Origin of the sequence: Pseudoflavonifractor sp. BSD2780061688st1 E11, assembly GCF_005844125.1 — a bacterium.
GTDB classification, from domain to species: Bacteria; Bacillota; Clostridia; order Lachnospirales; family Lachnospiraceae; genus Sellimonas; species Sellimonas catena.
Genome location: NZ_SPHM01000017.1, coordinates 8,159 through 32,313, shown reverse-complemented (window position 1 = coordinate 32,313; position 24,155 = coordinate 8,159). Strand labels below are relative to the sequence as shown.

21 protein-coding genes and 3 pseudogenes are annotated in these 24,155 nt (G+C 46.8%); 4 read left to right on the top strand and 20 right to left on the bottom strand.

Going from position 1 to position 24,155, the window contains the following annotated elements; translation table 11 throughout:
* The first annotated feature begins 79 nt into the window (after positions 1-79).
* Complete coding sequence (locus FGQ85_RS09380; RefSeq protein WP_087167726.1) at positions 80-964, top strand: AraC family transcriptional regulator; 885 nt, start codon at positions 80-82, stop codon at positions 962-964.
* 54 nt (positions 965-1,018) lie between these two features.
* Here the strand turns inward: FGQ85_RS09380 and glmM are convergent, their stop codons facing one another.
* Complete coding sequence (gene glmM / locus FGQ85_RS09375; protein ID WP_118636825.1) at positions 1,019-2,365, bottom strand: phosphoglucosamine mutase; 1,347 nt, start codon at positions 2,363-2,365, stop codon at positions 1,019-1,021.
* Positions 2,366-2,715: 350 nt separating this feature from the next.
* On the opposite strand from glmM, the gene FGQ85_RS09370 reads away from it, so the two are divergent.
* Positions 2,716-3,276: a DUF3793 family protein gene (locus FGQ85_RS09370; protein WP_138373318.1), complete on the top strand. Its 561-nt coding sequence runs from the start codon at positions 2,716-2,718 to the stop codon at positions 3,274-3,276.
* Positions 3,277-3,332: 56 nt separating this feature from the next.
* Positions 3,333-3,755, top strand: a complete 423-nt coding sequence (locus FGQ85_RS09365; protein ID WP_048620440.1) for a flavodoxin — start codon at positions 3,333-3,335, stop codon at positions 3,753-3,755.
* A 124-nt stretch (positions 3,756-3,879) separates the two neighbouring features.
* Here FGQ85_RS09365 and FGQ85_RS09360 read toward each other — a convergent pair whose 3' ends face one another.
* The 8 genes and pseudogenes from FGQ85_RS09360 to FGQ85_RS09330 all read right to left on the bottom strand — a co-directional run bounded on the left by FGQ85_RS09360 (position 3,880) and on the right by FGQ85_RS09330 (position 13,038).
* Positions 3,880-5,568 carry a M3 family oligoendopeptidase gene (locus tag FGQ85_RS09360; protein ID WP_087167729.1) on the bottom strand — a complete coding sequence of 563 codons (1,689 nt, stop codon included), beginning with the start codon at positions 5,566-5,568 and terminating at the stop codon, positions 3,880-3,882.
* Positions 5,569-5,582: 14 nt separating this feature from the next.
* On the bottom strand, positions 5,583-5,792 hold the full coding sequence (locus FGQ85_RS09355) for a hypothetical protein (RefSeq protein ID WP_024733399.1): 210 nt from the start codon (positions 5,790-5,792) through the stop codon (positions 5,583-5,585).
* A 24-nt stretch (positions 5,793-5,816) separates the two neighbouring features.
* Positions 5,817-6,584 (bottom strand): annotated as a pseudogene (locus FGQ85_RS18830) (oligopeptide/dipeptide ABC transporter ATP-binding protein); the annotation flags it as partial.
* Between the two features lie 450 nt (positions 6,585-7,034).
* A pseudogene (locus FGQ85_RS18825) lies at positions 7,035-7,289 on the bottom strand (ATP-binding cassette domain-containing protein); the annotation flags it as partial.
* Complete coding sequence (locus FGQ85_RS09345; protein WP_024733401.1) at positions 7,276-8,274, bottom strand: ABC transporter ATP-binding protein; 999 nt, start codon at positions 8,272-8,274, stop codon at positions 7,276-7,278. The gene FGQ85_RS09345 and the pseudogene FGQ85_RS18825, both read right to left, overlap by 14 nt.
* Positions 8,275-8,282: 8 nt before the next feature.
* A complete protein-coding gene (locus FGQ85_RS09340; protein WP_138373317.1) occupies positions 8,283-10,040 on the bottom strand; it encodes an ABC transporter permease subunit in 1,758 nt (585 codons plus the stop codon).
* 12 nt (positions 10,041-10,052) lie between these two features.
* Complete coding sequence (locus tag FGQ85_RS09335) at positions 10,053-11,036, bottom strand: ABC transporter permease (RefSeq protein ID WP_024733403.1); 984 nt, start codon at positions 11,034-11,036, stop codon at positions 10,053-10,055.
* A 79-nt stretch (positions 11,037-11,115) separates the two neighbouring features.
* Positions 11,116-13,038 carry an ABC transporter substrate-binding protein gene (locus FGQ85_RS09330; protein WP_087167730.1) on the bottom strand — a complete coding sequence of 641 codons (1,923 nt, stop codon included), beginning with the start codon at positions 13,036-13,038 and terminating at the stop codon, positions 11,116-11,118.
* A gap of 462 nt (positions 13,039-13,500) precedes the next feature.
* Here FGQ85_RS09330 and FGQ85_RS09325 point away from each other — a divergent pair, with 462 nt between their 5' ends.
* On the top strand, positions 13,501-13,968 hold the full coding sequence (locus FGQ85_RS09325) for an HAD family hydrolase (RefSeq protein ID WP_048620444.1): 468 nt from the start codon (positions 13,501-13,503) through the stop codon (positions 13,966-13,968).
* Positions 13,969-14,031: 63 nt separating this feature from the next.
* On the opposite strand, the gene FGQ85_RS09320 is transcribed toward FGQ85_RS09325, so the two are convergent.
* The 11 genes and pseudogenes from FGQ85_RS09320 to pfkB form a co-directional block, all read right to left on the bottom strand.
* The gene (locus FGQ85_RS09320; RefSeq protein WP_118636835.1) at positions 14,032-15,210 is read right to left on the bottom strand and encodes a phosphoribosylaminoimidazolecarboxamide formyltransferase; all 1,179 of its coding nucleotides are present in this window, start codon (positions 15,208-15,210) and stop codon (positions 14,032-14,034) included.
* A 13-nt stretch (positions 15,211-15,223) separates the two neighbouring features.
* On the bottom strand, positions 15,224-15,937 hold the full coding sequence (locus FGQ85_RS09315) for an IMP cyclohydrolase (protein WP_138373316.1): 714 nt from the start codon (positions 15,935-15,937) through the stop codon (positions 15,224-15,226).
* Positions 15,938-16,134: 197 nt separating this feature from the next.
* On the bottom strand, positions 16,135-16,563 hold the full coding sequence (locus FGQ85_RS09310) for a hypothetical protein (protein ID WP_138373315.1): 429 nt from the start codon (positions 16,561-16,563) through the stop codon (positions 16,135-16,137).
* Between the two features lie 253 nt (positions 16,564-16,816).
* Complete coding sequence (gene greA / locus FGQ85_RS09305) at positions 16,817-17,320, bottom strand: transcription elongation factor GreA (protein WP_138373314.1); 504 nt, start codon at positions 17,318-17,320, stop codon at positions 16,817-16,819.
* 17 nt (positions 17,321-17,337) lie between these two features.
* A complete protein-coding gene (locus tag FGQ85_RS09300) occupies positions 17,338-17,688 on the bottom strand; it encodes an arsenate reductase family protein (RefSeq protein ID WP_138373313.1) in 351 nt (116 codons plus the stop codon).
* 15 nt (positions 17,689-17,703) lie between these two features.
* Complete coding sequence (locus FGQ85_RS09295) at positions 17,704-18,720, bottom strand: alpha-hydroxy-acid oxidizing protein (protein ID WP_138373312.1); 1,017 nt, start codon at positions 18,718-18,720, stop codon at positions 17,704-17,706.
* A 129-nt stretch (positions 18,721-18,849) separates the two neighbouring features.
* Positions 18,850-19,557 (bottom strand): PTS sugar transporter subunit IIA, encoded by a 708-nt coding sequence (locus tag FGQ85_RS19015; protein WP_279233658.1) that lies wholly within the window; start codon positions 19,555-19,557, stop codon positions 18,850-18,852.
* A gap of 395 nt (positions 19,558-19,952) precedes the next feature.
* Positions 19,953-20,663: pseudogene (locus FGQ85_RS19010) on the bottom strand (PTS transporter subunit EIIC); the annotation flags it as partial.
* A gap of 114 nt (positions 20,664-20,777) precedes the next feature.
* The gene (locus FGQ85_RS09285) at positions 20,778-21,539 is read right to left on the bottom strand and encodes a DeoR/GlpR family DNA-binding transcription regulator (RefSeq protein WP_087169607.1); all 762 of its coding nucleotides are present in this window, start codon (positions 21,537-21,539) and stop codon (positions 20,778-20,780) included.
* Positions 21,540-21,590: 51 nt separating this feature from the next.
* Positions 21,591-22,859 carry a zinc-binding dehydrogenase gene (locus FGQ85_RS09280; protein WP_087169606.1) on the bottom strand — a complete coding sequence of 423 codons (1,269 nt, stop codon included), beginning with the start codon at positions 22,857-22,859 and terminating at the stop codon, positions 21,591-21,593.
* Positions 22,860-22,932: 73 nt separating this feature from the next.
* Complete coding sequence (gene pfkB / locus FGQ85_RS09275) at positions 22,933-23,865, bottom strand: 1-phosphofructokinase (protein ID WP_087253467.1); 933 nt, start codon at positions 23,863-23,865, stop codon at positions 22,933-22,935.
* Between the last annotated feature and the right edge of the window lie 290 nt (positions 23,866-24,155).

Below are 24,155 nucleotides of genomic sequence, written 5' to 3'. Positions count from 1 at the left end.
CATATGCTTGAATTATGAAAATTATTTGAAGTGATCTAGCATTTTGGTATATAATACAAAAAAAGGAGGAAGCGCACCGATGGACAACTACCTGTTTTCCGTATTTCCAAACGAAAATTTCATTGACCTTGCACTCTATCAATATGGCTGGGAGCAGTGTGCTCCCGCCCATACATTTGGTCCGGTTGCCAAAGATCATTATCTCTTTCACTATGTCATTTCCGGCACCGGAGTGCTGTCCGCTCAGAATAAAAATGGGAAATCTCATGAATACCATATCAAAAGCGGGGAAGGCTTCATGCTGTTTCCACAGCAGGTCTGCTCCTACTGGGCTGATGTCAATCTTCCGTGGGAATATGTCTGGATCGAATTCGACGGTCTGAGAGTCAAAGAATCCCTGCAGCTGGCAGGTCTTTCTCCTGACCAGCCGGTTTACCACTCCCATTCCAAGGAGCTTCGGATGAATATGATGGAAGAAATGCTCTACATCGTCCACCATTCCAAGGCGTCGCCTCTGCACCTGCTTGGCCACGGGTTTCTCTTTCTGGACTATCTGACCCGCTCCATGGCGCCTTTCCAGGTGGGGAAAAGCGGAAAAATCCAGGATTTTTATATCCGGGAAGCCCTTTCATTTATCGAACAGAACTTTCAAAATGATATTTCTGTGGAGGATATCGCCGCACAGTGCGGGCTCAACCGCAGCTACTTCGGAGCAGTCTTCCGTCAGGCACTCCGTCAGACTCCACAGGAATTCCTCATTCAATACCGCATGGTCAAGGCTACAGAGCTTCTGAAACTGACCCAGCTCTCGATTCAGGACATTGCGAACGCAGTCGGCTACTCGAATCCACTGCATTTTTCCAGAGCCTTCAAAAAAGTGTACGGTCTTTCACCCCGCATCTGGAGAAACGAAAACCAGATTCATACAAATGAAACAAAACCTTCCCGGAAACCGGGCCCATAAAAAATGAGCTGTGAAACTTTCGCTTCACAGCTCGTTTTTTATTACTTCTTAAAATTATGCTACAATCAGTCCTTCTTTTTCCATGACGTCTACGACTTCTTTCACGTATTTTGCGCAGAGTTCATCGGTGGATGCCTCGACCATGACACGGATCACCGGTTCAGTACCGCTTTCTCTTACGAGAATTCTGCCGTCATCTCCAAGAACTTCCGCCACATGTTCGATGGCTTTTACGACTTCCGGATTTTCTCTGGCTGTCTTTTTATCCGCCACACGCACGTTCTGAAGAAGCTGCGGATAAATCTTGACTTCCTCCGCAAGTTTTCCGAGTGTCATCTTCTTTTCGAGGATAACTTCCATCAGCATGAGAGATGTAAGGATTCCGTCTCCGGTCTTTGCGTATTTGCTGAAGATGATGTGTCCCGACTGTTCTCCTCCCAGAACATAGTTGTTGTTCATCATATTTTCAAAGACATACTTGTCTCCGACCGCGGTCTTTTCGTATTTCATTCCGATCTTGTCGCATGCTTTATAAAGTCCGAGGTTGGACATGATAGTTGTCACAATCGTATTGCCATTTAAGCGTCCCTGTTCCATCAGATATTTGCCGCAGATATAGAGAATCAGGTCTCCATCGATCAGATTTCCGTTTTCATCCACCGCAAGGCAGCGGTCTGCATCTCCGTCAAAGGCAAATCCCACATCCAGATGTTTCTCTCTGACGTGTGCCTGGAGTCCTTCGATATGGGTGGAACCGCATGCGGTATTAATGTTTGTTCCATCCGGATTGTTATTGATCACATAGGTCTTTGCACCAAGAGCATCGAAGACACTCTTCGCAATAGCAAAGGCACTTCCGTTTGCACAGTCCAGTCCGATCTTCATATCTTTAAAGGATCTTGTCGCTACGGAAATCAGGTGTCCGATGTAACGGTTACGTCCTGCCGCATAATCAATGGTTCGCCCGATATCATCCCGTGTAGCAAGCGGAAGCTCCGGAATCTCTCCGTCAATGTAGGCTTCGATCTTGTTCTCCACCTCTGCCTCCATCTTGTATCCTTTTCCGTTGATAATCTTGATTCCGTTATCATAAAATGGATTGTGGCTTGCGGAGATCATGATACCACAGTCAAAATCTTCAGTACTTGTCACGTAAGAAACACTTGGCGTCGTCGTTACATGAAGCAGGTAGGCGTCCGCTCCGGAAGCTGTCAGTCCTGCGGCAAGCGCGTACTCAAACATGTAACTGCTTCTTCTCGTATCTTTTCCGATCACGATGCGGGCCTTGTGTTCCTGCCCGTAGTACCATCCAAGATATCTTCCCACCTTGAACGCATGCTCTACTGTAAGGCCTACATTTGCTTCTCCCCTGAATCCATCTGTTCCAAAATATTTACCCATATTCGATACTCCTTTATTAAATTTGCTTTATCTGCCGATTTTTTTGCACAATTGTGCCGCCTTTTTTATTATATCCGGCTCTGCATGGTTTTGCAACTATTTTATGATATCCACACCGAAACTTATTACTTCTATGAAAATGCATGTTCTATTTGTCATTCATCGCAGTTAATCCACTCTAACTTTTTTTATTTTTTTCAAAAAAACTGTTGACAACTTCCCTTTGAGATGTTATCCTGACATCAGTTAGTTAATGCTAACCAAAACAAACGGGTAGTTATACCTAATCCGTTTCTTTTTTTCTTCCTTAGTTAGCTTTTACTAACTCCCGCTGAAAGGAGGTATCTGGATTGTTTGATAAAAAATTAGTCGAACATTGTTCCGCTGTCCTGGCTGGTTTAAAGACAGCGAACCTGTTTTCCTATACGGTTTGTCCGGATGACGACATCCAGCAGATGGTCATTGACTGGAACCGGACATTAAATCCAAAGGGAATTACTCTTTTCATTCTCAAAAAAACGAATCAAAACGCGCTTATTTATGTCTGCCGCACCGGCAGACTCCAGGCTGACTTGAAGCGGGAGTGTGTAAAAAGCTTTTTAAAAGACTATGGTTATAAAGAGTTTACTGCCGAGGCGGCAATCCATACATTAAAACAAAGACTTCAGGATTCGGATGGTTTTCCGCACGAGATCGGTCTTTTCCTCGGATATCCTTTCTGCGATGTGAAAGGATTTATCGAAAACAAAGGGAAAAACTGCCGCGCCTGCGGTTTCTGGAAAGTATATGACAATGAAAAAGAAACACTCAGACTTTTCCAGAAATTCATCAAATGCCGGGAAGTCTACACAAGATTATTTCATTACAGACAACGTTCTATCTGGCAGCTTACTGTTGCTGCCTGTGAATAGAAAACATTCATGCAAAAAGTATTATGTAACTGATTTCTAACAGGAGGTAAACACACATGAGTCATATTGCTGTAGTATACTGGAGCGGTACCGGACATACCGAAGCCATGGCGCAGAAAGTCGCTGAGGGCATCATTTCTGCCGGCGGAGAAGCCACGGTACTGACTGCCTCTGAATTTAACGTTTCCATGATGGATTCCTACGACGCTGTCGCTTTTGGATGTCCGTCCATGGGTGCCGAGCAGCTTGAGGAATCGGAATTTGAACCGATGTTCCAGGAGTGTACATCCAAACTGAACGGCAAAAAAATCGCCCTCTTCGGCTCCTACGGATGGGGAGACGGTGAATGGATGCGTACTTGGGAAGAGGACTGTAAAGGCTATGGAGCCATTCTCTCTTCTGATCCCGTGATCTGTAATGAAGATCCGGATGCAGACGCCCAAAACGCCTGCATAGAACTTGGAAAAACTCTTGTATAAGATTTTATATAAAAGTTTTTTAATTAATGTGTATCTCTCAAAATGTTTCCTAAACAGAACGAAGGAACCGGCAGACAACCGGTTCCTTTTTCTGTGCGCTTTGCATCAGTTCACTTTGTGTTATTTAAGCTTCTTTCTCTTTCAACCATGCTGAGGCATACTCCGCAATCTGACGAATACACCCGTCTTCCATCGGGGAAGTCAGCCCCGCTCCTTCCACCAGCCCGAGGAAGGTATCTGTGCCGCCCCGCTTTACAAAGTGTTTGTATTTCTCCCACGCCTTCTTCCAGTCTTTCTCGAGTTCCAGCCAGAACTGAAGTGCCACTGTCTGTGCGAGACAGTAGTCAATATAATAAAATGGGGTGGCGAAGATATGGTTCTGTCTCTGCCATCCTGCTCCTCTTTCATAGAATGGGATGCCTTCCAGGTGCAGATAAGGACGGTACATCTTCTCAAGCTTCAGCCATGCTTCATTTCTCTCCTGCGGAGTCATTTCCGGGTGCTCATATACAACCTGCTGGAAATGATCGACCAAACAGCCATATGGGATAAAATTCAGTGTTCCTTCAAGATGGGACACTTCATACTTCTTCGTCTGGTGTTTGAAAAACAGCCCATACCACGGCGTCGCGAAAAACTCCATAGACATGGAATGAGTCTCTGCCGCTTCCATAGACGGGAGATGTGTAGCAATCAGGTCGATATTCTTCTCCGCCATATACGCCGCGAATGCATGTCCTGCTTCATGGGTTAATACGTCCACATCTCCTGCCGTTCCGTTGAAATTGGAGAATATAAACGGACATCCGTAGCCTGGGATATCGCAACAGTATCCTCCTGTCGCCTTTCCCGGCTTTGCCACCACATCAAAGAGCTCCCGGTCAAACATCATCTTAATGAAATCCGCTGTCTCCGGAGACATTTCCGTATACATCTTTCGTCCGGCTTCCATGATTTCTTCGTATGATCCCTGCGGTACCGCATTCCCGTCCGGATACCGGAAGGAATCATCATAGATATGCAGTTTCTCCACACCAATACACTCTGCCTGGTGCTTCTTAATTTCACATACGACCGGCACCAGATCTCTTACCACCTGTTCCCGGAATCCGGCGATTGCTTCCGGTGCGTAACAGTTTCTCTGGCGGCGCACATAGCCAAGCTCCACAAAGCTCTTCATACCAAGGCGGTGTGCCTGCTCGGTACGGTTTTTGACAAGCTTATCGAAGATCTCGTCAAGTTCTCCCTGATTGTCATCGAAAAATTTGCCGGACGCCTCATAGGCCGCTCTTCTTACTTCCTGGTTCGTACTCTGCATATATGGTCCGAGCTGGGAAAGATTGTACGTCTTTCCCTGAAATTCGATCTGCGCCCCGGCAAGCAGAGTCTGATACTGGGTCTGTAACCGGCTCTCTTCCTGGAGAAGTTCTGTGATCTCCGGGGAAAACCCTTTCATGGCAAGCTCCAGATTGAGAAAGAGTACCTTGCCAAATTTCTCCTCCAGTTCCCTGCGGAACCTCGACTGCAAAAGCACTTCATTGTATTTCTGGAACTCCTCTTCCAGCATCGGGGAGATCCGGTCATTGTACTCCCGTTCTTTTGCATAGAATTCGTTTTTTGTGTTGATCGTATAGCGGATGTAGACAAGGGAGTCCGCTGTGGAAATCTCCTTTTCCACCTCGTTCATCTTATATACCGCCTGAATCTGCTCCTCCAGTGAAGACGCGTGTTTTAGCTCCTCGGTGATCTCCCGGATCCGGTTTCTCACCTCGTCCACATCCGTCCTTTTGTACACAAACTCACTAAACTTCATATTCCTCTCCTTCCTTACCTGAAAAAGAAGAGTACAACGCACAGTACCACACCGGCGACGATGGCAAGTACTGGCCACAGCGCCCAGAACGCACCGAGAACCATCGCCAGATAGTCATTTCTCTCAAGCGGGACTTCCTGGATCTCTTCTTTGAAGCGTCTGAGCTTTTCCTCCTGTTCCCTGCGCCTTTTCGCTCTTTTGCTGTTCTTACCAAATCCAAACATTGTACTCGTTTCCTTTCCTGCTGATTATACTTCTTCCTGCTTTTTCTCCAGTGGGAAATGACATGCCACATAATGTCCTTCCTCAAGCTCTCTTAATTCCGGCGTCACATGTTTGCAGATTTCCTGACAGTATTTGCATCTCGTATGGAATTTACATCCTTCCGGCGGGTGTACCGGGCTTGGAATATCTCCTTCCAGCGGCACGATTTCCTTCTTGTGATCCGGGTCTGTGGTCGGGATTGCGGAGAGCAGCGCTTCTGTGTACGGATGCATCGGATGATCGAACATTCCTTTGGACGTCGCAAGCTCCACAATATTTCCAAGATACATGACACCGATCCGGTCACTAATATATTTTACCACACTCAGACCGTGAGAGATAAACAGATATGCCAGATTTTCCTTTCCCCCCAGATCTTTTAAAAGGTTGACAATCTGTGATTGGATGGAAACGTCCAGGGCGGATACAGCCTCGTCGCACACAACGAACTTCGGTTTCAGCGCCAGTGACCGGGCGATCCCGATACGCTGTCTTTGACCACCTGAGAACTGATGCGGATAACGGTGGATCATATACGGCGCAAGACCACATTCTTCCATGATCTTCATGACATAATCCTGCATCTTGTCGTCATTCTTCTCAAAGAATCCATGAGCCAGCAGTCCTTCCCCAATGATCTGTCCGACCGTCATACGTGGATTCAGCGAGGAATACGGATCCTGGAAAATCATCTGCATGTCTTTTCTGAGGACGCGCATCTCGTTGGCTTTGAGTCTTGCCAGATCCACGCCGTCATCACGGTATTCTTCATACTTCTGGAACGCATCATCCTTGCTGTATGCTTTTCTGAGCGTATCCATTTTTTCCATGGCGTCCCTTAGTTGTCTCTCCTTTTCCCCAATCTCTTTCTCCCTGCCCTTTTTCTCGTGATCCTCTTTTAATTCCCGGAGCTCTTTTGCAATTTTGAATTGATTCAGGATCATGTGCTCCGCTTCCTGAGTAGACTCAATCGCGTAGAATCCACCGATGATCTGTACCAAATCCAGGAATTCCCGGTTACACTCTTTGCGTACTTTCTCGCAGGTTTCCTGCTTCTTGAACTTCTCTGCTCCATCCGCCATCTTCTCGTATTCTGCTCTCATCTCCCTGGTCTTCTGCTCCAGTTCCCGGATCTTTTTCTTTCTGGAGACAATATTTTTCACCGTGTGTTCCACATAGTCCGGGGCCATCTCCCAAAGAGTCCGGCCATAATACATCGTTTTTCCTTCCGTCTGTGGATAAAGCTGAAGCAGTGTCCTTCCAAATGTCGATTTTCCGCATCCGGATTCTCCTACCAGGCCCACCGTCTCCCCCTCATAGATATCAAGGGTAATACCGTCGTTAGCCCGCACATAGAGCTGTTCTTTCTGGAACAGTTTCGTTTTCTTAATCGGAAACCACTGTTTCAGATCGGTAATTTTAAGCAGTACTTTTTTGCTTTGATTATTTTGTTGCATGGCGCCCCTCCTTCTCCGGATAAAAGCATCTTACAGAATGATTTCCCTCTACCTCTTCCAGCTTTGGCTCTTCTTCCATACATTTTGCCGTCGCATATTTGCAGCGCGGCGCAAACTTGCATCCCTTCGGAAGATCCAAAGGATGGGGAACGGAACCTGGAATCGCATCCAGCCTTGTTCCCACCGGCGTATCCAAACGCGGAATGGATGTCATCAGTCCTTCCGTGTACGGATGGGAGTACTCATTATCCCTTGCAAAGATCGTATGGGCGTCGCACATCTCCACAACCTGTCCGCAGTACATGACCGCCACACTGTCTGCCATCTCGTTGATAACTCCCAGATCATGGGTGATAAAAAGGATGGATGTTCCTTTTTCCCGTTTCAGCTCATTCATCAAATGCAGGATCTGTGCCTGGATCGTTACATCCAGCGCCGTCGTCGGCTCATCCGCAATCAAAAGGCTTGGCTCACAGGCAAGCGCCATGGCGATCATAACCCTCTGCCTCATTCCTCCGGAAAGCTGGTGAGGATACTGCTTCATAATGGACTTTGCATTCGGAATCTTCACCGCGTTCAGCATCTCCAGTGATTTCTTACTTGCCTCTTCCTTGGAGATCTTCTGATGAGTCAGGTATACTTCGTTAAGCTGCTTTTCAATGGTGTACACCGGGTTTAAGCTCGTCATCGGCTCCTGAAAGATGACGGAGATTTCATTTCCACGAATCTGGTACATATCATTCTGGGAACACTCTACCAGATTTCTTCCTTTGAATTTGATTTCACCGCTGTCAATATAGCCGTTGCCATCCAGAAGCTTTAAGATACTCATAGCTGACACGCTCTTCCCACTTCCGGATTCTCCGACAATTCCGAGTGTCTTTCCGGCTTCCACTCGGTAGGAAACGCCGTTTACCGCCTTTACAGTTCCTTTTTTCGTTTTAAAATATGTATGTAGATCGTCTATTTCTAATAAGTAATCCATGACACACCCTACCTTTCACTGGATTTTGGATCGACTGCTTTACGCAGGCCGTCACCAAAAAGGTTGATACTGATGGTACACAGAGCAAGTGCAATGGACGGGAATATCCATCTCCACCAGAACTGGGAGATGACTTCCGAGGATCGGCAGTCATTCAGCATATTTCCCCAGGACGGAATCGGTTCGCTGACGCCAAATCCCAGGAAAGAAAGTCCGGACTCTGTGAGCATACAGGTTGCAAAAGAAAGGGTCGCGTTTACAATGATAATTGTCATAACATTCGGCACAATATGACGGAAAATAATATTCCGCGCACGTACGCCGAGCGCTTTCGCCGCAGTGACGAATTCCTTCTGGCGTTCCGCAAGTACCTGGGCACGTACCATGTAAGCCACACCAGGCCAGCTTAAAATACCGAGGATCACCATAATCATAATAATTCGCCCGACCTCCGAGACCTTGTTCCCTATGAGAGCCGATAAAATCAGTGCCAGAGGAATGAACGGCAGAGATCCTACAACTTCTGCCACACGCATAAGAAGAATATCTACCTTGCCTGCATAATATCCGGCTATACCTCCGACAATGATACCAATAATTAGGGAAATGATAACGGAAACAAAGCCGACAGTCATCGTCATCTGTCCTCCCTTGAGCATACGAAGAGCAACGCTTCTTCCCATGTTATCTGTACCAAAGAGGTACCCTTTCAGTCCCCACGTTGTCACATTTCCGTCTTCGTCAATGGCATAGTTCTGATAGTATCTGCTGGATACCCTCTGGATATTTTTCACTCCGGAAGGAACCTTGCACTGCTTATTATTGTTTCCGCCCCAGGATGCCACTGTTCCGTCGTCCAGAAGAGCCGTCACATGATTTCTTCCTGCGGAAATACTCACTACGTGGCCGTCCACACCTTCCGGAATCTTCTGGATATTGTAATCATTGCCGCCCCAGGATGCCAATGTACCATCATCCAGAAGAGCAAACACAGTCTTATCTGTCATAGCAAAATCCTGTATTCTTCCCTGAATTTCGTCTGGTACCGCGTCAAACGCTGTCTCTCTCTTTGCAAGAGGGATCAGTCTTCCATCTTCTGTCAATGCAAGTCCGGTAGAGATGTTTGTTCGTACCAGTTTGACATTCTCATCTTTTGCCTTGGACGCCACGATATCTACCGCATTTTCATTTCCCCAGGTCACAAGGCTTCCATCCTCCAGTACGACGATGGACACCTGATATCCTGCCGCGATGGATTTCACTTTCTTACCCTGGACTTCCGAAGGAATCCGGTTCAGGTTCATCCGGTTGTAACCCCATGTAAAGAGTTCCCCTTCTTCGTTCATGGCCAGTACATGGTCCTGTCCGACCGCAATATCTACTACTTTTCCCATGTCAGCAGGAATTTGTTTCAACCGGTCTGTAAGAGTTCCCCACTCGTACACAACCCCATCGTTGTCAATCCCAATGCCGAATGTCGGACCCGCTTCAATCTCCTTTGCGTTATTTTTCAGTTCCTTCGGAACACTCAGGAAAGAAAATCCCGGTGCGATATTCTTCTGCGTCGGATCCTGGAAGTTCAGGTCCTGCTTCATCCAGATTGGCAGAATAAAGCACATCAGAAAGATTACAATGAAGATAATGGCGGATCCCATGGCAACTTTATTTTCACAAAGATGCTGGATAATTGTCCGGAAAGGACTTTGCATCTGTTCTTCTTCAAGAATAGACTTTGGTTTTGTGTCTTTTTTGCCTTTTCTTAACATGTTTTTCCTCCATTACTCTAATTTGATTCTCGGATCTACGAGGCAGTAACACAAATCGGTAATCAGATTTGCCGCCAGCGCCAGAAGAATATAGAACATCTGCATAGCCAGCGCAACCGTGTAATCCTGTTGGTTCAAAGAATCAATCAAAAGCTTTCCTACTCCTTTCCAGGAGAACAGTGTTTCAATAATAATGGAACCGCCGAAAATCGCCACGATGGATCCAACCACATATCCGGTGATCGGGATCAGCGCATTCCGAAAGGCATGTTTGTAGATCACCGTCTTCTCTCTAAGTCCCTTAGCTCTTGCCGTACGCACATAGTCCATAGAGAGCGCATCCAGAAGAGCACCCCGCACATATCTTGTCAGACCTCCAAGTCCCGCAAAGACCATAACGATCACCGGCAGGCACAGATGATAAAGATAATCGATGACCGCCCTCAGTCCTGTGTACCCGGCTCCGGTCGTCACCATACCACTGATCGGAAAGATCGGGAGAGTAATGGCGAAAAGGAAGATGAATATCAGGGCCGTGATAAAGGACGGGATACTGATTCCGATAATCGTTGTCACCTGAACAGTTGTGTCAAACGGTGAGTTCTGCTTCACGGCCGCCTTAATTCCAAGCGGAATCGTGATGAGGAAAAGGATCACATAATATACCAGGTTCAGGCAGACGGTATTACGCATTGGCGGCCCTACCAAATCCAGTACCGGAATCCGGTACACCGAGGAGTAGCCAAAGTCGCCTCTGAGCATGTTGCCAAACCAGCTAAAATACTGGATCACCAGAGGCTTATCAAGTCCCAGACGGGCTCTCGCCTCCTGGTAGAGCATCTCATATTTCTCAGGTGATACACTCATTTTCTGTCCTTCTACCATCATACGTGCCGGATCACCCGGAACCATCTTAAACAGGCAGAACAGTAAGACGGACAAAATCAGGAAGACAATCACCATGTAGGCAAGTCTTTTTAAAATGTATTTTACCATACCTAATTAACCCCACTTTTTCTACAAAAAGGAGACAGAAGAAGCCTGTCTCCTTTTTGCTTGTATTACATTCCGATACTTACTCTTCGATATATGCATCCAGAATGAAGAACCACCAGTTGTCGTAGGAACGTGGAACGAAATTCTTTAACTTCGGATTGTAAAACCAGTACTGGGTACCCGTGGAAAGAACCACCCCCGGCATCTTCTTGTTGATTTCTTTTTCAAATTCTACAAAAAGCTCACGGTATTTTTCTGTGTCGCCCGGTTCTACTTTCTGCATGGAAGCTGTGATGCTCTTCAGTTCCGGATCGCTGATACGGTAGTAGTTCCAAAGTCCCATTCTCTCCGGTGCGTCGTCGAAGAAATACCACCAGGAGCTGAACTCCGGCAAAACAACGCCGCAGGAAAATACGTTGTATGTGGCGTCAACGCCTTCTCTGTTCAGATGATTGACCATCTGTGCGAAGTCCATCTTTGTTCCCTCAAATTTCATACCGATCTTCTCAGCTTCCGGCGGAATGATCGTGTTGCAAAGATCTGTAAGGTCATCTTCAGAATAAGCCCATTTCAGTTCCAGAGGCATCAGTTTCCCGTCCACTTCTTTGTAACGTACTTTATCAGTACCTTCTTTAAATTCTTCACCCTTTTCATTGAGTGTCCAGCCGCCATCAATGAGTTCCTGTTTTGCCTTATCGATGTCGTATGTATAATGTGTCAGTTCCCCTTCCAGCTCGTCCTTTGTTTCCTGGTAGTCTTCCATCGCTTCTGTAGCAAGGCAGTCTACAACGCTTGCGTATCCGCCGGAAATCTGCTTGTTCACTTCATCACGGTCAATAATGTAAGCAAAAGCACGGCGTACTTCCGGGAACTGGCTTGCTCCGAAATCACATGCGAAACGGAACTCGCTTACACTGTCCTGCGGTACAATACCGTAGTTAGCTTTGATCTCTCCGTCTTCTACTTTTGTCAAAGTGGAGTCGATGGTCTCACCCTTGGAAGAATAGAAGTAATCTACCGTTCCTTTTTCAAACTCATCTCTCCATGTTTCGGTAGCGATCGGTTTCGAAATGATCGTCTCAACATGAGGTTTGGTTCCATCATATCTACCCAGATACTCTTTGTTGATCTCAAGTTCCACCGTCTCGGATCCGATATCCACATTCTTTAACTGATAAGGTCCGCAGACAACCGGTCTCTTATAACGGAATCCTGTGTTCGGATCCAGAAGCGTCTCTCTTAAGACTTCTGCTGTATACTGATCATTAAAGTAGCATCCGTTTCCATCGTCCAGGACATCTGTTCCAGGAGCAATAGCTGCCATCGGTTCCGGTGAAAATCCGATGTCGCCAAGTACATAGTAGTTTGGCAGGTTTTCAGCATCAACTGTAATAGAGAACTTGTAGTCTCCAAGCAGTCTTAGGCCGGTGAACTCTTTCTTCTCGCCATTACGGAACTCATTGTATCCGACCAATACACTTCCTGTCGTCGCATCGCCTTCACACTCCGCAAATTCCTGGGAAGAACGGTACATGATGCCAAAAAGATAATCCTTTGCCGTAATACCGGATCCGTCGTTCCATTTCAGGTTATCATTAATCTCCACAGTAAATGTTGTGGACCCGTCCTCATTTTCCGTTTCTTCATGGGACTTGACTACAACCGGATCCCAGTCAATGGTTCTGTCTCTGGTCGTATCCGTCAGATAGTAACCATTCATCAACCTGATAAATCCGGTGTTAGTAGCGTTTGCAGACCATCCATCCATCATATCCGGTGAGAGGGTACCCGGTGTGATCTGAACGACAAACTTTCCTCCAACCGGCGCGTCTTCCGGAGGCGCCTGGGGCTTTGCTGTCTGCTCTACGCCGACTTCGGTATCAGCGCTGCTTTTTCCGCTGTCTTTGGAAGCGTCATTGCTGCTGACCCCACCGCCGCTGCAAGCCGCAAGCGATACGGTCATAATCCCTGCAAGCAGACAGGAAATTACTTTCTTTCTCATAGTTCGTTTCTCCTTTCTCCTGTTCCGAAACAAAAAGAGCGAAAAGTTCTCCCACTCCGTCTCACCCTCCGCATAACAGACGGCACAAAAAAAGTCAGTCTGATCTTCCTTATGATATGACCTGATTGATGATAAACGACCCTACATGACTATGGTTTTCTCTCTTTCTATTTCTATGTCTTTTCTAACGCTTCTATTTTACTCCCCCCGTAATATTTTGTCAAGTTTTATTATAAAAAACTTGTATTTTTTATATTTTTTGTATGTTTTGACTTATTCTTTATGAAATTTTTGACAGTATTTACAGTGTTGGCCAGAAAATCCCAAATCCAGGTATGACAAAAAGAGTCTGATAGCGTGACTTTCACCGAACGCTGCCGCTTCTTTTCATATCTATCGTATTGGTTTTATTGTATAATAGAAAGAGACTTGACCCAGTCAGGGACCTAAGGAGGTTTAGAAATGCAAATTGAAATACCAGGTTATCAGACCCTTACCATCAACCATCTGCTTTTGGACTATAATGGCACCATTGCTGAAGACGGCAGGATCCGAGATCGTGTAAGGGAACTTCTTATCCAACTCTCTGAATCCTTGACCATCCACGTCCTGACCGCCGACACCCATGGAACCGCTGCCGCAGAATGCCAGAGCATCCCCCTTCTTCTGGACACCTTCCCAACGTCTGATGCTGCTTCCTATAAACTTCAGAAACTCCAAGAAACCGGAGCGTCCTGCTGTGCCTGTATCGGGAACGGACGCAATGACCTTTTCATGCTGAAAGAAGCCGCCCTTTCCATCGCGGTCATAGACCGGGAGGGTATGTATCCGCCCCTCCTGCCTTACTGCGATCTGTGTGTGCACTCCTCCGAGGAAGCGCTGGAGCTCTTTCTTCATCCGAAACGGATCATCGCAGGACTACGTGGATAAGACAACCTCGGGGATAGGACCAAAAGTCCTATCCCCGTTTTCTTTTCTGTATTTAGCTGATTCTTAGTGGTGGAACAGACGGAGTCCGGTAAAGGACATTACCATTCCATATTTATTGCATGTCTCAATGACATTATCATCTCTTACAGATCCACCCGGCTGCGCAATATATTTCACACCGCTCTTGTGGGCACGTTCGATATTGTCTCCAAACGGGAAGAATGCGTCGGATCCAAGGGTTACATCGGTCATCTGATCCAGCCATGCTCTCTTTTCCTCAGCTGTGAAGACTTCCGGTTTTACCTTGAATGTCTTTTCCCATACGCCGTCCGCGAGGACATCCATGTATTCATCCCCGATATAAAGGTCGATGGCATTGTCTCTGTCCGCACGTCCGATGCCGTCCACAAACTGAAGTCCGAGTACCTTCGGAGACTGACGTAAGAACCAGTTGTCTGCCTTGTTTCCTGCAAGTCTTGTACAGTGGATACGTGACTGCTGTCCTGCACCGATTCCGATGGCCTGTCCGTCTTTGACATAGCATACGGAATTGGACTGTGTATATTTCAATGTAATCATGGAGATTGCCATATCGATCTTCGCCTGATCAGTCAGCTCTTTATTTTCTGTTACCACATTGGAGAAAAAGTCGTCATCAATCTTTAACTCATTGCGTCCCTGCTCAAAAGTAATACCGAACACATCCTTGTGCTCGATCGGAGCCGGCACATATTCCGGATCAATCTCGATGATGTTGTAGTTTCCTTTCTTTTTCTGCTTCAGGATCTCAAGCGCTTCCGGTTCATATCCAGGAGCAATGATTCCATCGGATACTTCTCTTTTGATAATCTTTGCAGTAGCTACGTCACACACATCGGAAAGAGAGATGAAATCACCGAAAGAAGACATTCTGTCCGCTCCTCTTGCTCTTGCGTATGCACATGCAAGCGGGGAAAGCTCTCCTAAATCATCCACCCAGTAAATCTTCTTTAATGTATCGGAAAGCGGAAGTCCTACCGCTGCTCCTGCCGGTGATACGTGCTTAAAAGAAGTTGCCGCCGGAAGTCCGGTCGCCTCTTTTAACTCCTTTACCAGCTGCCATCCGTTGAACGCATCCAGAAAGTTGATATATCCCGGTCTGCCACTCAGTACTTTGATCGGGAGCTCTTTTTCGTCTTTCATGAAGATTTTAGCCGGTTTCTGATTCGGGTTACATCCGTATTTTAATTCTAATTCTTTCATTCTCGATCCGCTCCTATTTGTTCTTATTTACGATCTTTGTCTCATAGTTTCCTGTTTCAACATCAATATAACGTACAAAAAGAGATACTTTGTTCTCCTCGTTGAGGCTCTCCCAGAGAAGATTTGTGAAACTTTCGATGTCATCCGGAACAGCAATCCGTTTCGGCTCTCCCTCAAAACTCGGAAGCGGATTTCCGTCACATTTATATGTATGGATAAAGTGTCCCTCTCCGGCTGCCGGGTTATTGTATGCAAACGTAAATCTCTGGCAGCTCTCCGGTCTTCCGTTATCGCTCTTTAAGATTGACATCGCATAATTGTAGTTTCCGTTTTCAATGTGCATGATTCCGGAAATACGAGGGGTGTAGTTCGGAGCGTCCGGCTCAAACTCTCTGCTTCTTAAAGACTGCTCAAATGTAAGCTGCCTGTCCATTCCCTCATAAATCGTATCGGTCTGATCTCCGTTTGTCACAATAGTCTTATTTCCAAGCACACGCACCGGTGCATAGATAATCAGGCTTGGGTCTGTAAGCTTTGATTCATCAAAAGCCTGGGTGCGGATTCCCTGTCCATCTTCTACAAAGATCCGGTTGCGGCTGTTTTCGCTGCGTCCCATAATAAAATAGGCTGTCACTGCCTTTTTGCCGTCCGGTGTCTTACCAATGATAATTCCACGTCCCGGATAAGAATTTCCCTTCAGTTCCTGTTCGATTGATAACATTTCCATGAATTTTCTCCTTTGCCGTTTGTTTTTCATCGTTCCTATTCATTATAACGCAAACTGCCTTTGTTATTCCAGTGTAATCGCCCATCTTTATGTAAGTATTTCTAATGAACATTATGCGCTTTCTCTTATCAACAGCTGTTTTTCACAAAACAAAACACCCTGCCGTCCGTATAGCAGAGTGTTGTTTTCCTCTTTTTCTACAAGAATGCCTTGTAGGTTTCCACATTTTTCTCTTCAAATTTGTAAAGTTTCCGCATGAGGCGAAGAATTTCCGTGTCCGCATCTTCATACTTCCTCAGATCCTGCAAGGCATTGGTCACTCCCATGCTACTTCCCTCAATCAGCATCTGAGCCATGTGGGAGGCGGATTTGTCATTCATCGTCTGAAGGTTGATCATCAGATACGTTTTCAGCCTGTCAAACATGCCGATGGATTTTTCGTTATGTCCCCGCTCTTCCAGAAGCCTTCTGGCCTCTTTGTTGAATTCCCTGTACTTTTCCAGTTGCTTCTCCATACATTCTTTAAACTCCTCATCATCGGAAAGTTCAATCAGCTGGCTCAATGTCTCAATCCCCATCTGGGAATTCTGATACACAAAATTTAAAAGCTCGGTATTTCCACTCATTTGGCGCACTCCTTTTTTTGCTTTCTAGTATCTTCTCTTTCCGTGATTTTATGCAGTTTTTTGAAAAAGTTCCAAAGAATAAAGAGTTCCGCTCGCGGAACTCTCGCGCCGAGCGCGGTCGCTTTAGCGACAAATTTCTGCTTTGCGCGAGTGCGCATCCCGCGGAGCGTTTTGTTTAACAGGGAACGAAGTTTCCTGTTAAACAAAAACGGCGGAATCTCCGGTATCTTCCGGGACTTCCGCCGCCTGCGTTTTAATAGCTTCTGATTTTGTCATCCTCGTCGTCCGTTGTCTTTTGAATGGAACGGATCTCAACCTCGTAGCTGTAGTCGTCGCTTACTTTCACTCTCACGCGGTCTCCTGCATGCTTTTTCAGGATCGCCTTTCCAAGCGGCGATTCGATGCTGATCTTGCCGTCCAGAGAATTGCCGCGGATGGAAGTGACCAGTTTAAAGGTGCTTGTCTCATCATCTTCCGGAAAGTAGACTTCCACCAGATTATTAAGCCCTACTTCATCCGACGCGGACGTATCCTTTACAATCTTCGCCGTCTTCAGCATTCTTTCCAGATAACGGATTCTGCTTTCGTTTCGGTTTTTGTCTTTCTTTGCCGCATGATACTCAAAGTTTTCGCTCAGGTCGCCGTGTGCCCTTGCCTCTTTGACCGCTTCGATCGCCTCTTTGCGGACAACCAGTTTCCGGTACTCGATCTCCTCCTGAATCTTCTTTACATCATGCTCTGTCAGCTGTTCCCGCATTGTCTTTTACGCTTCCTTTACCCGATTTTTTCTGCCCATTCTTTTTCCTTGAATCCCGGAATCACAAAATCCTCTCCTACAAGGAGCGGGCGCTTTACAAGCATCCCGTCTGTTGCCAGAAGTTCATACTGCTCGTCCTCGCTCATCTCCTTCAAACGGTCTTTTAATTCCAGTTCCCGGTATTTCATGCCGCTTGTGTTAAAAAACCGCTTGAGCGGAAGCCCGCTTTTCTGATGCCAGGCTTTCAGCTCCTCTTTGGTCGGATTGTTCTCTACAATATTTCTTCTTTCAAACTCGGCTCCCTGCGCTTCCAGCCATTTACCGGCTCTCTGACAGGTACTGCATTTTGGATATTCAATAAACAGCATGTTGCTTCCTCCTGATTAAATGCGGACCATATCTCTTGTAATCTCTTTGATGGAGGCTGCTCCGCACATTCCCATCGTATCCGCAAGCTCACTTCCGATCTTCTCAATATAAGTACGCACGCCTTCTTCTCCTGCTCCAAAGACTGCTGTCACAAACGGACGGCAGATAAAGACTCCATCTGCACCAAGCGCCAGCGCCTTGAATACATCTGTACCGGAACGGATTCCGCCGTCCACGAAAATCTTCATCTTTCCTTTGACTGCATCCACAATCTCCGGAAGTACCTCTGCTGTAGACGGACACTGATCCAGCACACGTCCTCCATGGTTGGACACAACGATTGCGTCAGCTCCTGCCGCCTCAGCCTTCAGCGCACCGCGCACCGTCATGATACCTTTTACGATAAACGGCACATCACTCATGCTGACAATCTCATGCAGCTCTTCCACGGTCTTGCTTCCTGCCGGAGGTGTCATGTTTTTCAGGAACGGAAGTCCGGCCGCATCGATATCCATGGCAACCGCAAATGCCTTTGCCTGCTTTGCGAGCTCCATCTTTTCTTTCACTGTTTCCAGATTCCACGGCTTGATTGTCGGAATTCCAAGTCCTCCTTCTTTCTGAATCGCCTCACACGCAAACTTCATCACATTTGCATCCACACCGTCTCCGGTCACTGCTGCGATCCCTGCCTTTGCACAGGCAGATACAAGAACATCATTGTAAGTCTGGTCATTGTACTTCTCACCATAATGCAGATTCACTGCTCCTACCGGGCCTGCAAAAAACGGGTACTTAAATGTCTTTCCGAACAGCTCCACTGAGGTATCCGCAGCTCCCCCTGCACAGATCGTATCCATGTTTACACGGATCTCCTGCCATTTATCATAGTTGCGGATAGCTGTATCACCCACGCCCTTGGCTCCCGGACCCGGTATCTGATTTCTGCATGCCTTACCATTGCAGACCGGACATGCTTTGCAGTACTGGCCGATACAGGTACGTGCTTCTTTTAATATCTCTTCATATGTCATATCTCTTTCCTCCGTTTCTTTTTCCACTTTCTTTATTGTAGCAAACTTCACAGGAAGCCGCAAGAGTACACACATAACATCGGGGACGTGTTCCTGTGCATCGGAACACGTCCCCGAAAATAAATGATATTATGATAACTGTTCCAGTACCCAGTCTACATCGTCTGTTGTCTTTAATGTTTCCAGAAGTGCCGGGTCTTCCAGAAGGGTACAGAGTTTTCCGAGAAGATCGAGATGTTCGTCTCCGATTCCGGCGATACCGAACACAAGCTGTGCTTTTTCCGCACCGAAATCGACGCCTTCCGGATACTGCAAAAATACAATTCCTGTTTTCTTTACTGTTCCTTTTGCCTGGGTCGTTCCATGCGGGATGGCAACGCCCATGCCCATGTAGGTAGATACCAGTCTTTCCCGTTCCTGCATTGCTTCTACATAAGATTCGTCCACGTATCCGAGTTTTACGAGAAGTTCTCCGGCTGCCTGAATGGCCTCCTCTTTTGTTACCGGTTTTTGTCCCAGACGGATTCCGTCCGCAACGATCACCTGTTTTTTGATCGGTGTGTCCGGAATAAGAATGTCCGTATTTTCTCCCGCAGGTGCTGCCGGAGCATCACCGGTTGTCAGCTGTACATACAAGGCATCCAGCGCCGGATCCGCAAGGAAATTTCCTATTGTAATCAGCTGTGCCTGCGGCGCTGCTTTTTTCGCGCGGGCAGCAAGTGTTGTCTGTACGACTGCGATATCACAGTCTGCCGGTATTGTATCGACCGATGTATTGGATACCGTAATATCCGGGCGGTCATTTTTGATCCTGTTGCGGAATTTGGTTGCTCCCATCGCGGAAGATCCCATACCTGCATCGCATGCGAAGATGATTTTTTCACTTCTTCGGAACGTTCAATCGTTCCCGGTACTGTTGTTTCCCCTTTTGCAGCCTGCTTCATGCTTGCCATTTCGTTTTGAGCTTCCTCAAGGCTTCTTCCTCCTGCCATTTTGACAATTGGAGAGGCAACCACGAAGGAAATTCCGGCCGCAATCACGACACCGATCAGTACTTTGACAAGATCAGATCCCGGCGATACCATCAGGTAGGCAATGATGGAACCTGGTGACGCCGGTCCGACCAGGCCGCAGTCGGTAATGGTGTACCAAAGAATAGCTGCCATATTTCCAAGAATCGGCGCAACAATCACAACCGGATTCATCAGAATATACGGGAAATAAATCTCATGAATACCTCCCAGAAGGTGAATGATCACTGCACCCGGTGCAGAATCTTTTGTCACCTTGTCTTTGCAGAAGAACATATAAGCAAGCAGAACACCAAGTCCCGGTCCCGGATTGGTCTCCAGCATGTACATGATGGATTTTCCTGCTTCTGCTGCCTGTTCCGTTGCAATCGGTGTAAAAATACCGTGGTTCAGCGCATTATTGAGGAAGAGAACTTTCGCCGGTTCCACAAACACTGACACAAGTGGAAGCACACTGTGTTCCACAAGGAAATTGACGCCTGCTGATAAAATCATCAGAATCGCGCTCATGAATGGTCCGATTGCTACGTATCCAAGCATAGCCAGAACCATACCGATGATGCCGACCGAGAAGTTGTTGATCAGCATCTCGAATCCTGCCGGCATATGTCCGTCCATCGCTTCGTCAAACTTCTTGACACAGAATCCTGCCAGAGGACCCATTACCATGGCCGCCATGAGCATTGTAATTTCCGTATTGCTCATAATCGCACCAATTACTGCAATGGCGCCCGCCACACGTCCGCGGTCCCCGCCGATCATACGTCCTCCGGTTGAGGCGATCAAAATCGGGATAAGGTATGTCAGCATCGGACTGACCATGCTGTTGAATCCTTTATTCGGGATCCATCCGGTGTCGATAAAAAGCGCGGCAAGAAAGCCAAAGGCAATCAATGCACCGATATTCGGCATTACCATTGCCGATAAAAATTTACCAAAACGCTGTATGTTATTTTTCACAAATCCGTCCTCCATTCACTCTCAAATCTTCAATGGAGAATGGGTTCAGCTATATCATTTTCCTGTTTACAGGACCTGTACGCCGTATTTCCGGCATTCCTCCAAAAATTCTTCCGGCAGTTTCCCGTCAGAGACAATAATGTCAATATCGGCAAGTCCGCAAAAACTGAAACTGCATTTAACATCAATTTTGGAAGAATCCATCAGGGCGATCACCTGATCGGACTGTCGGATCGCGGTCTGCTTTAATAACGCCTCATCGCTGATGCCGCAGGAGAAACCTACCGACGGATGAAATCCTGTGACCCCTAAAAACGCCTGGTCAAAATTCACCCGCTCAAGCTCTTTGATGGCGGAAATTCCGAACACGCTCTGGCTGTAGCGGTTCAGCCTCCCTCCCGGAAGCATTACCGTTGGTTTCGTAAGTCCGGCCAGCTTCGTTGCGCAGCTCAGTCCTGTTGTATAAATCAAATAAGAGTCATCCGGAATCTGTTCCGCAAATGCCGTAGCTGTACTTCCCGAATCCAGAAACACTGTTGTGTCTGGTTTCAGCAACGCAAGTGCCTTCCTTGCAATCTCCTTTTTTTCCGAAATGTTGTATACAGATTTACGGTTCAGAAATCCATCTGTTCCTACGATGACCTGCACGGATTTCGCCCCTCCGTGTACACGCAGGATCTTTTTTTCCTCATCCAGTGCTTTCAGATCTGTACGCAGTGTCATCTCCGACACATTTGGAAACTTCTTTTTTATCTGAGCAAAACTGACCGTCTCTTTTTCATTGATCAGCTGAACAATCGCATTTCTGCGCATTTCCATTGAATCCATATATTCCTCCTGTCCATGCCGGGACAACACAGACAGGCTGTCCTGACACAATTATTCCTGAATAAAGTTTTTAAGAAGATACTCCTCCGCTTCCGGACACCACAGTCCATTGTGAGCATCTACAATATCCGCCAGATCAACCAGACGCTGATCCTTTGTTTCCTCTCCTTTTGCACGCAGATCAGAAAGTGCGGTAAGAGGCATGGAAAGATGTGTGTAAATCAACTTCTTTCCTCCAGGGATCTTTGGCAGATTCAGAGTTGTTTCTGCTGCAGAATCCAGTCCTCCGATATGGGTAACCATGACTGCCGGATCAATTCTTCCTTCCGCTGTCAGCTCCAGAGACTCGATCATATCAGCTGTGTTTCCGCCTGTTGTTCCCATTACATGAGTAGAATTATAATGTACATCATAGAAGTTCATAGTTGCACTGAATTCTTTGTCTGTAGGACCTGCGAAGAAATTCAGACAGCCGTCTCTTCCGAGAATCGCGCTGGACTGTGTAACAACCTGTGCAACCGGAGCATAGCAGAGTACATCGTCATATCCTGTGCCTCCTGAAATTTTCAGAAGCTCTGCAACCGGATCTTCCAGTTTTCCAGTATTTACAAAATGAAGCTCAATGCCGTCCTTTTCAGCCTCTTCCGGCGGGAAGAGAGATGCTGCTCTGTCCAGACGCTCCTGATTCAGATCTGTCACGACAATCATGGACGGACGGATGTCTCTGTGAAGTGCGTAGGTCAGTGCACCAAGTCCCATCGGGCCTGCTCCTGCCATAATCGCAAGCTTTCCGCCCTCTTTGATTCCCATCTGGTGTGTATATACGCCCATCTTCGTATGATAAGCAGCATTAAATGCTCCGATACTGCAGGACATCGGCTCTGCCAGAGATGCTTCATAGTAGGCACGTCCCTTGTATTCCAGAAGGCATCCCAGCTCCATTACCTCAGACGGAATGATACAGTATGTTGCATCTCCTCCGAAGAATTCGTAAGAATATCCCGGGCTCCACATTGTTCCCTTATAGTTCAGAGCCGGCTGAAGAGTAAATTTCATTCCCGGTTTGAACTTGTCCTGATGGTTCTTTCCTACCTTTACGATATCTCCCGCGAACTCATGTCCCATGATTGCCGGATGCTCTGCTACATCCTCATGCACACGTTTGTGTTCGGTTCCAAGAATAGCACATTTGTATGTAGACATACAGATACTGTCTGAAACCACCTTTACTAAAATCTCATCATCCGTAATTTCCGGAAGTTCAAATTCCTCCAGACGTAAATCATTTGCCGCATGAAGCCGTACTCCTTTTGCTTTCATAATAAAACTCCTTTCTTTATTTTAAATAAATATTTTTCTCTTTGCAACCGCTATCATCTTTTCAAAGCAGTTCTCAGATCGTCCTGAATACCACTTTCGGGAGCAGTGTTTCCACTACTTCATATTCCGCCGCCTGTGTGCCGCTGCACATCACGTTTGCCGCTCCCACTGCCGTGGAAAGTCTTACTGTCTCCTCCAGAGTCTTTCCTTCTTCTTCCGATACTGCAAGTGCTGCAACCACACTGTCTCCAGCGCCCACGGTGCTTCCTACCGGTACCTTCAGTCCTTCCGCGTAGATCGTTTTGTCCTTTGTCACATAGACAGCTCCGTCTCCTCCCATGGAAACAACAACCTTCCCGATCCCGTACTCTTTCATCAGTTCCGCAGCCGTTTCAGCTATCTCCTCCGGTGTCTCAAGAGCCCGTCCTGTCAAAGCACCAAGTTCATGATTATTCGGCTTGATCAGGTACGGGGAGGCTTTCAGTCCTGCTTTCAGAAGATCCCCGTCCGCATCCAGAATTACTTTCGCACCCTTTTCACGGAATGCTTTTGTCCAGGTGTAATAAGTATCTTTCGGAGATCCTTTTGGCATGCTGCCGGATATGACAACAATATCCTCTTTCGTTACTTTTGCCAGAAGTTCTTCTAAAAGCTTCTCCAGAATTTCTTCCGACACGGTCACTCCCGGTTCATTGATATCCGTATTCGTATGATTGTCCGGATCAATGATTTTCATGTTGGTACGCGTTTCACCCTCCACAAAGTGAAAGAGGGTCGTAAGTCCCATCTCCGTAAGGGCCGAAAGGATCGCTCTTCCGGTATCCCCGCCCAGAATTCCTGCGGCAACGCTCGCTCCTCCAAGCTTTTGAATCACCTTTGAGACGTTGATCCCTTTTCCTCCTGGATCAGTCCTCATAGATGTTATCCGGTTGACAGCATCAACGGTCAGAGACGGAATTTCCACCGTTTTGTCCAGTGCCGGATTCAACGTTACTGTGTAAATCATAATACCCTCCTTTTGTTTCAACAGTTTATTTTCATTGAAACAACAGTTTCTATATACAGAATAACACTTTTTACGATAATGTCAACTGTTTTTTCAACAATTTTTATATTTTCAAAAGTCGCATACTTTTATTTCAACAGTTTTCATTGCCATGTCACATCCTTTTATATGATCCGTTCCTGTTTTGCTAGAACAAAGAGTTCCGCAAACGGAACTCTCGCGCCGAGCGCGGTCGCTTTAGCGACAAATTTCTGCTTTGCGCGAGTGCGCATCCCGCGGAGCGTTTTTTT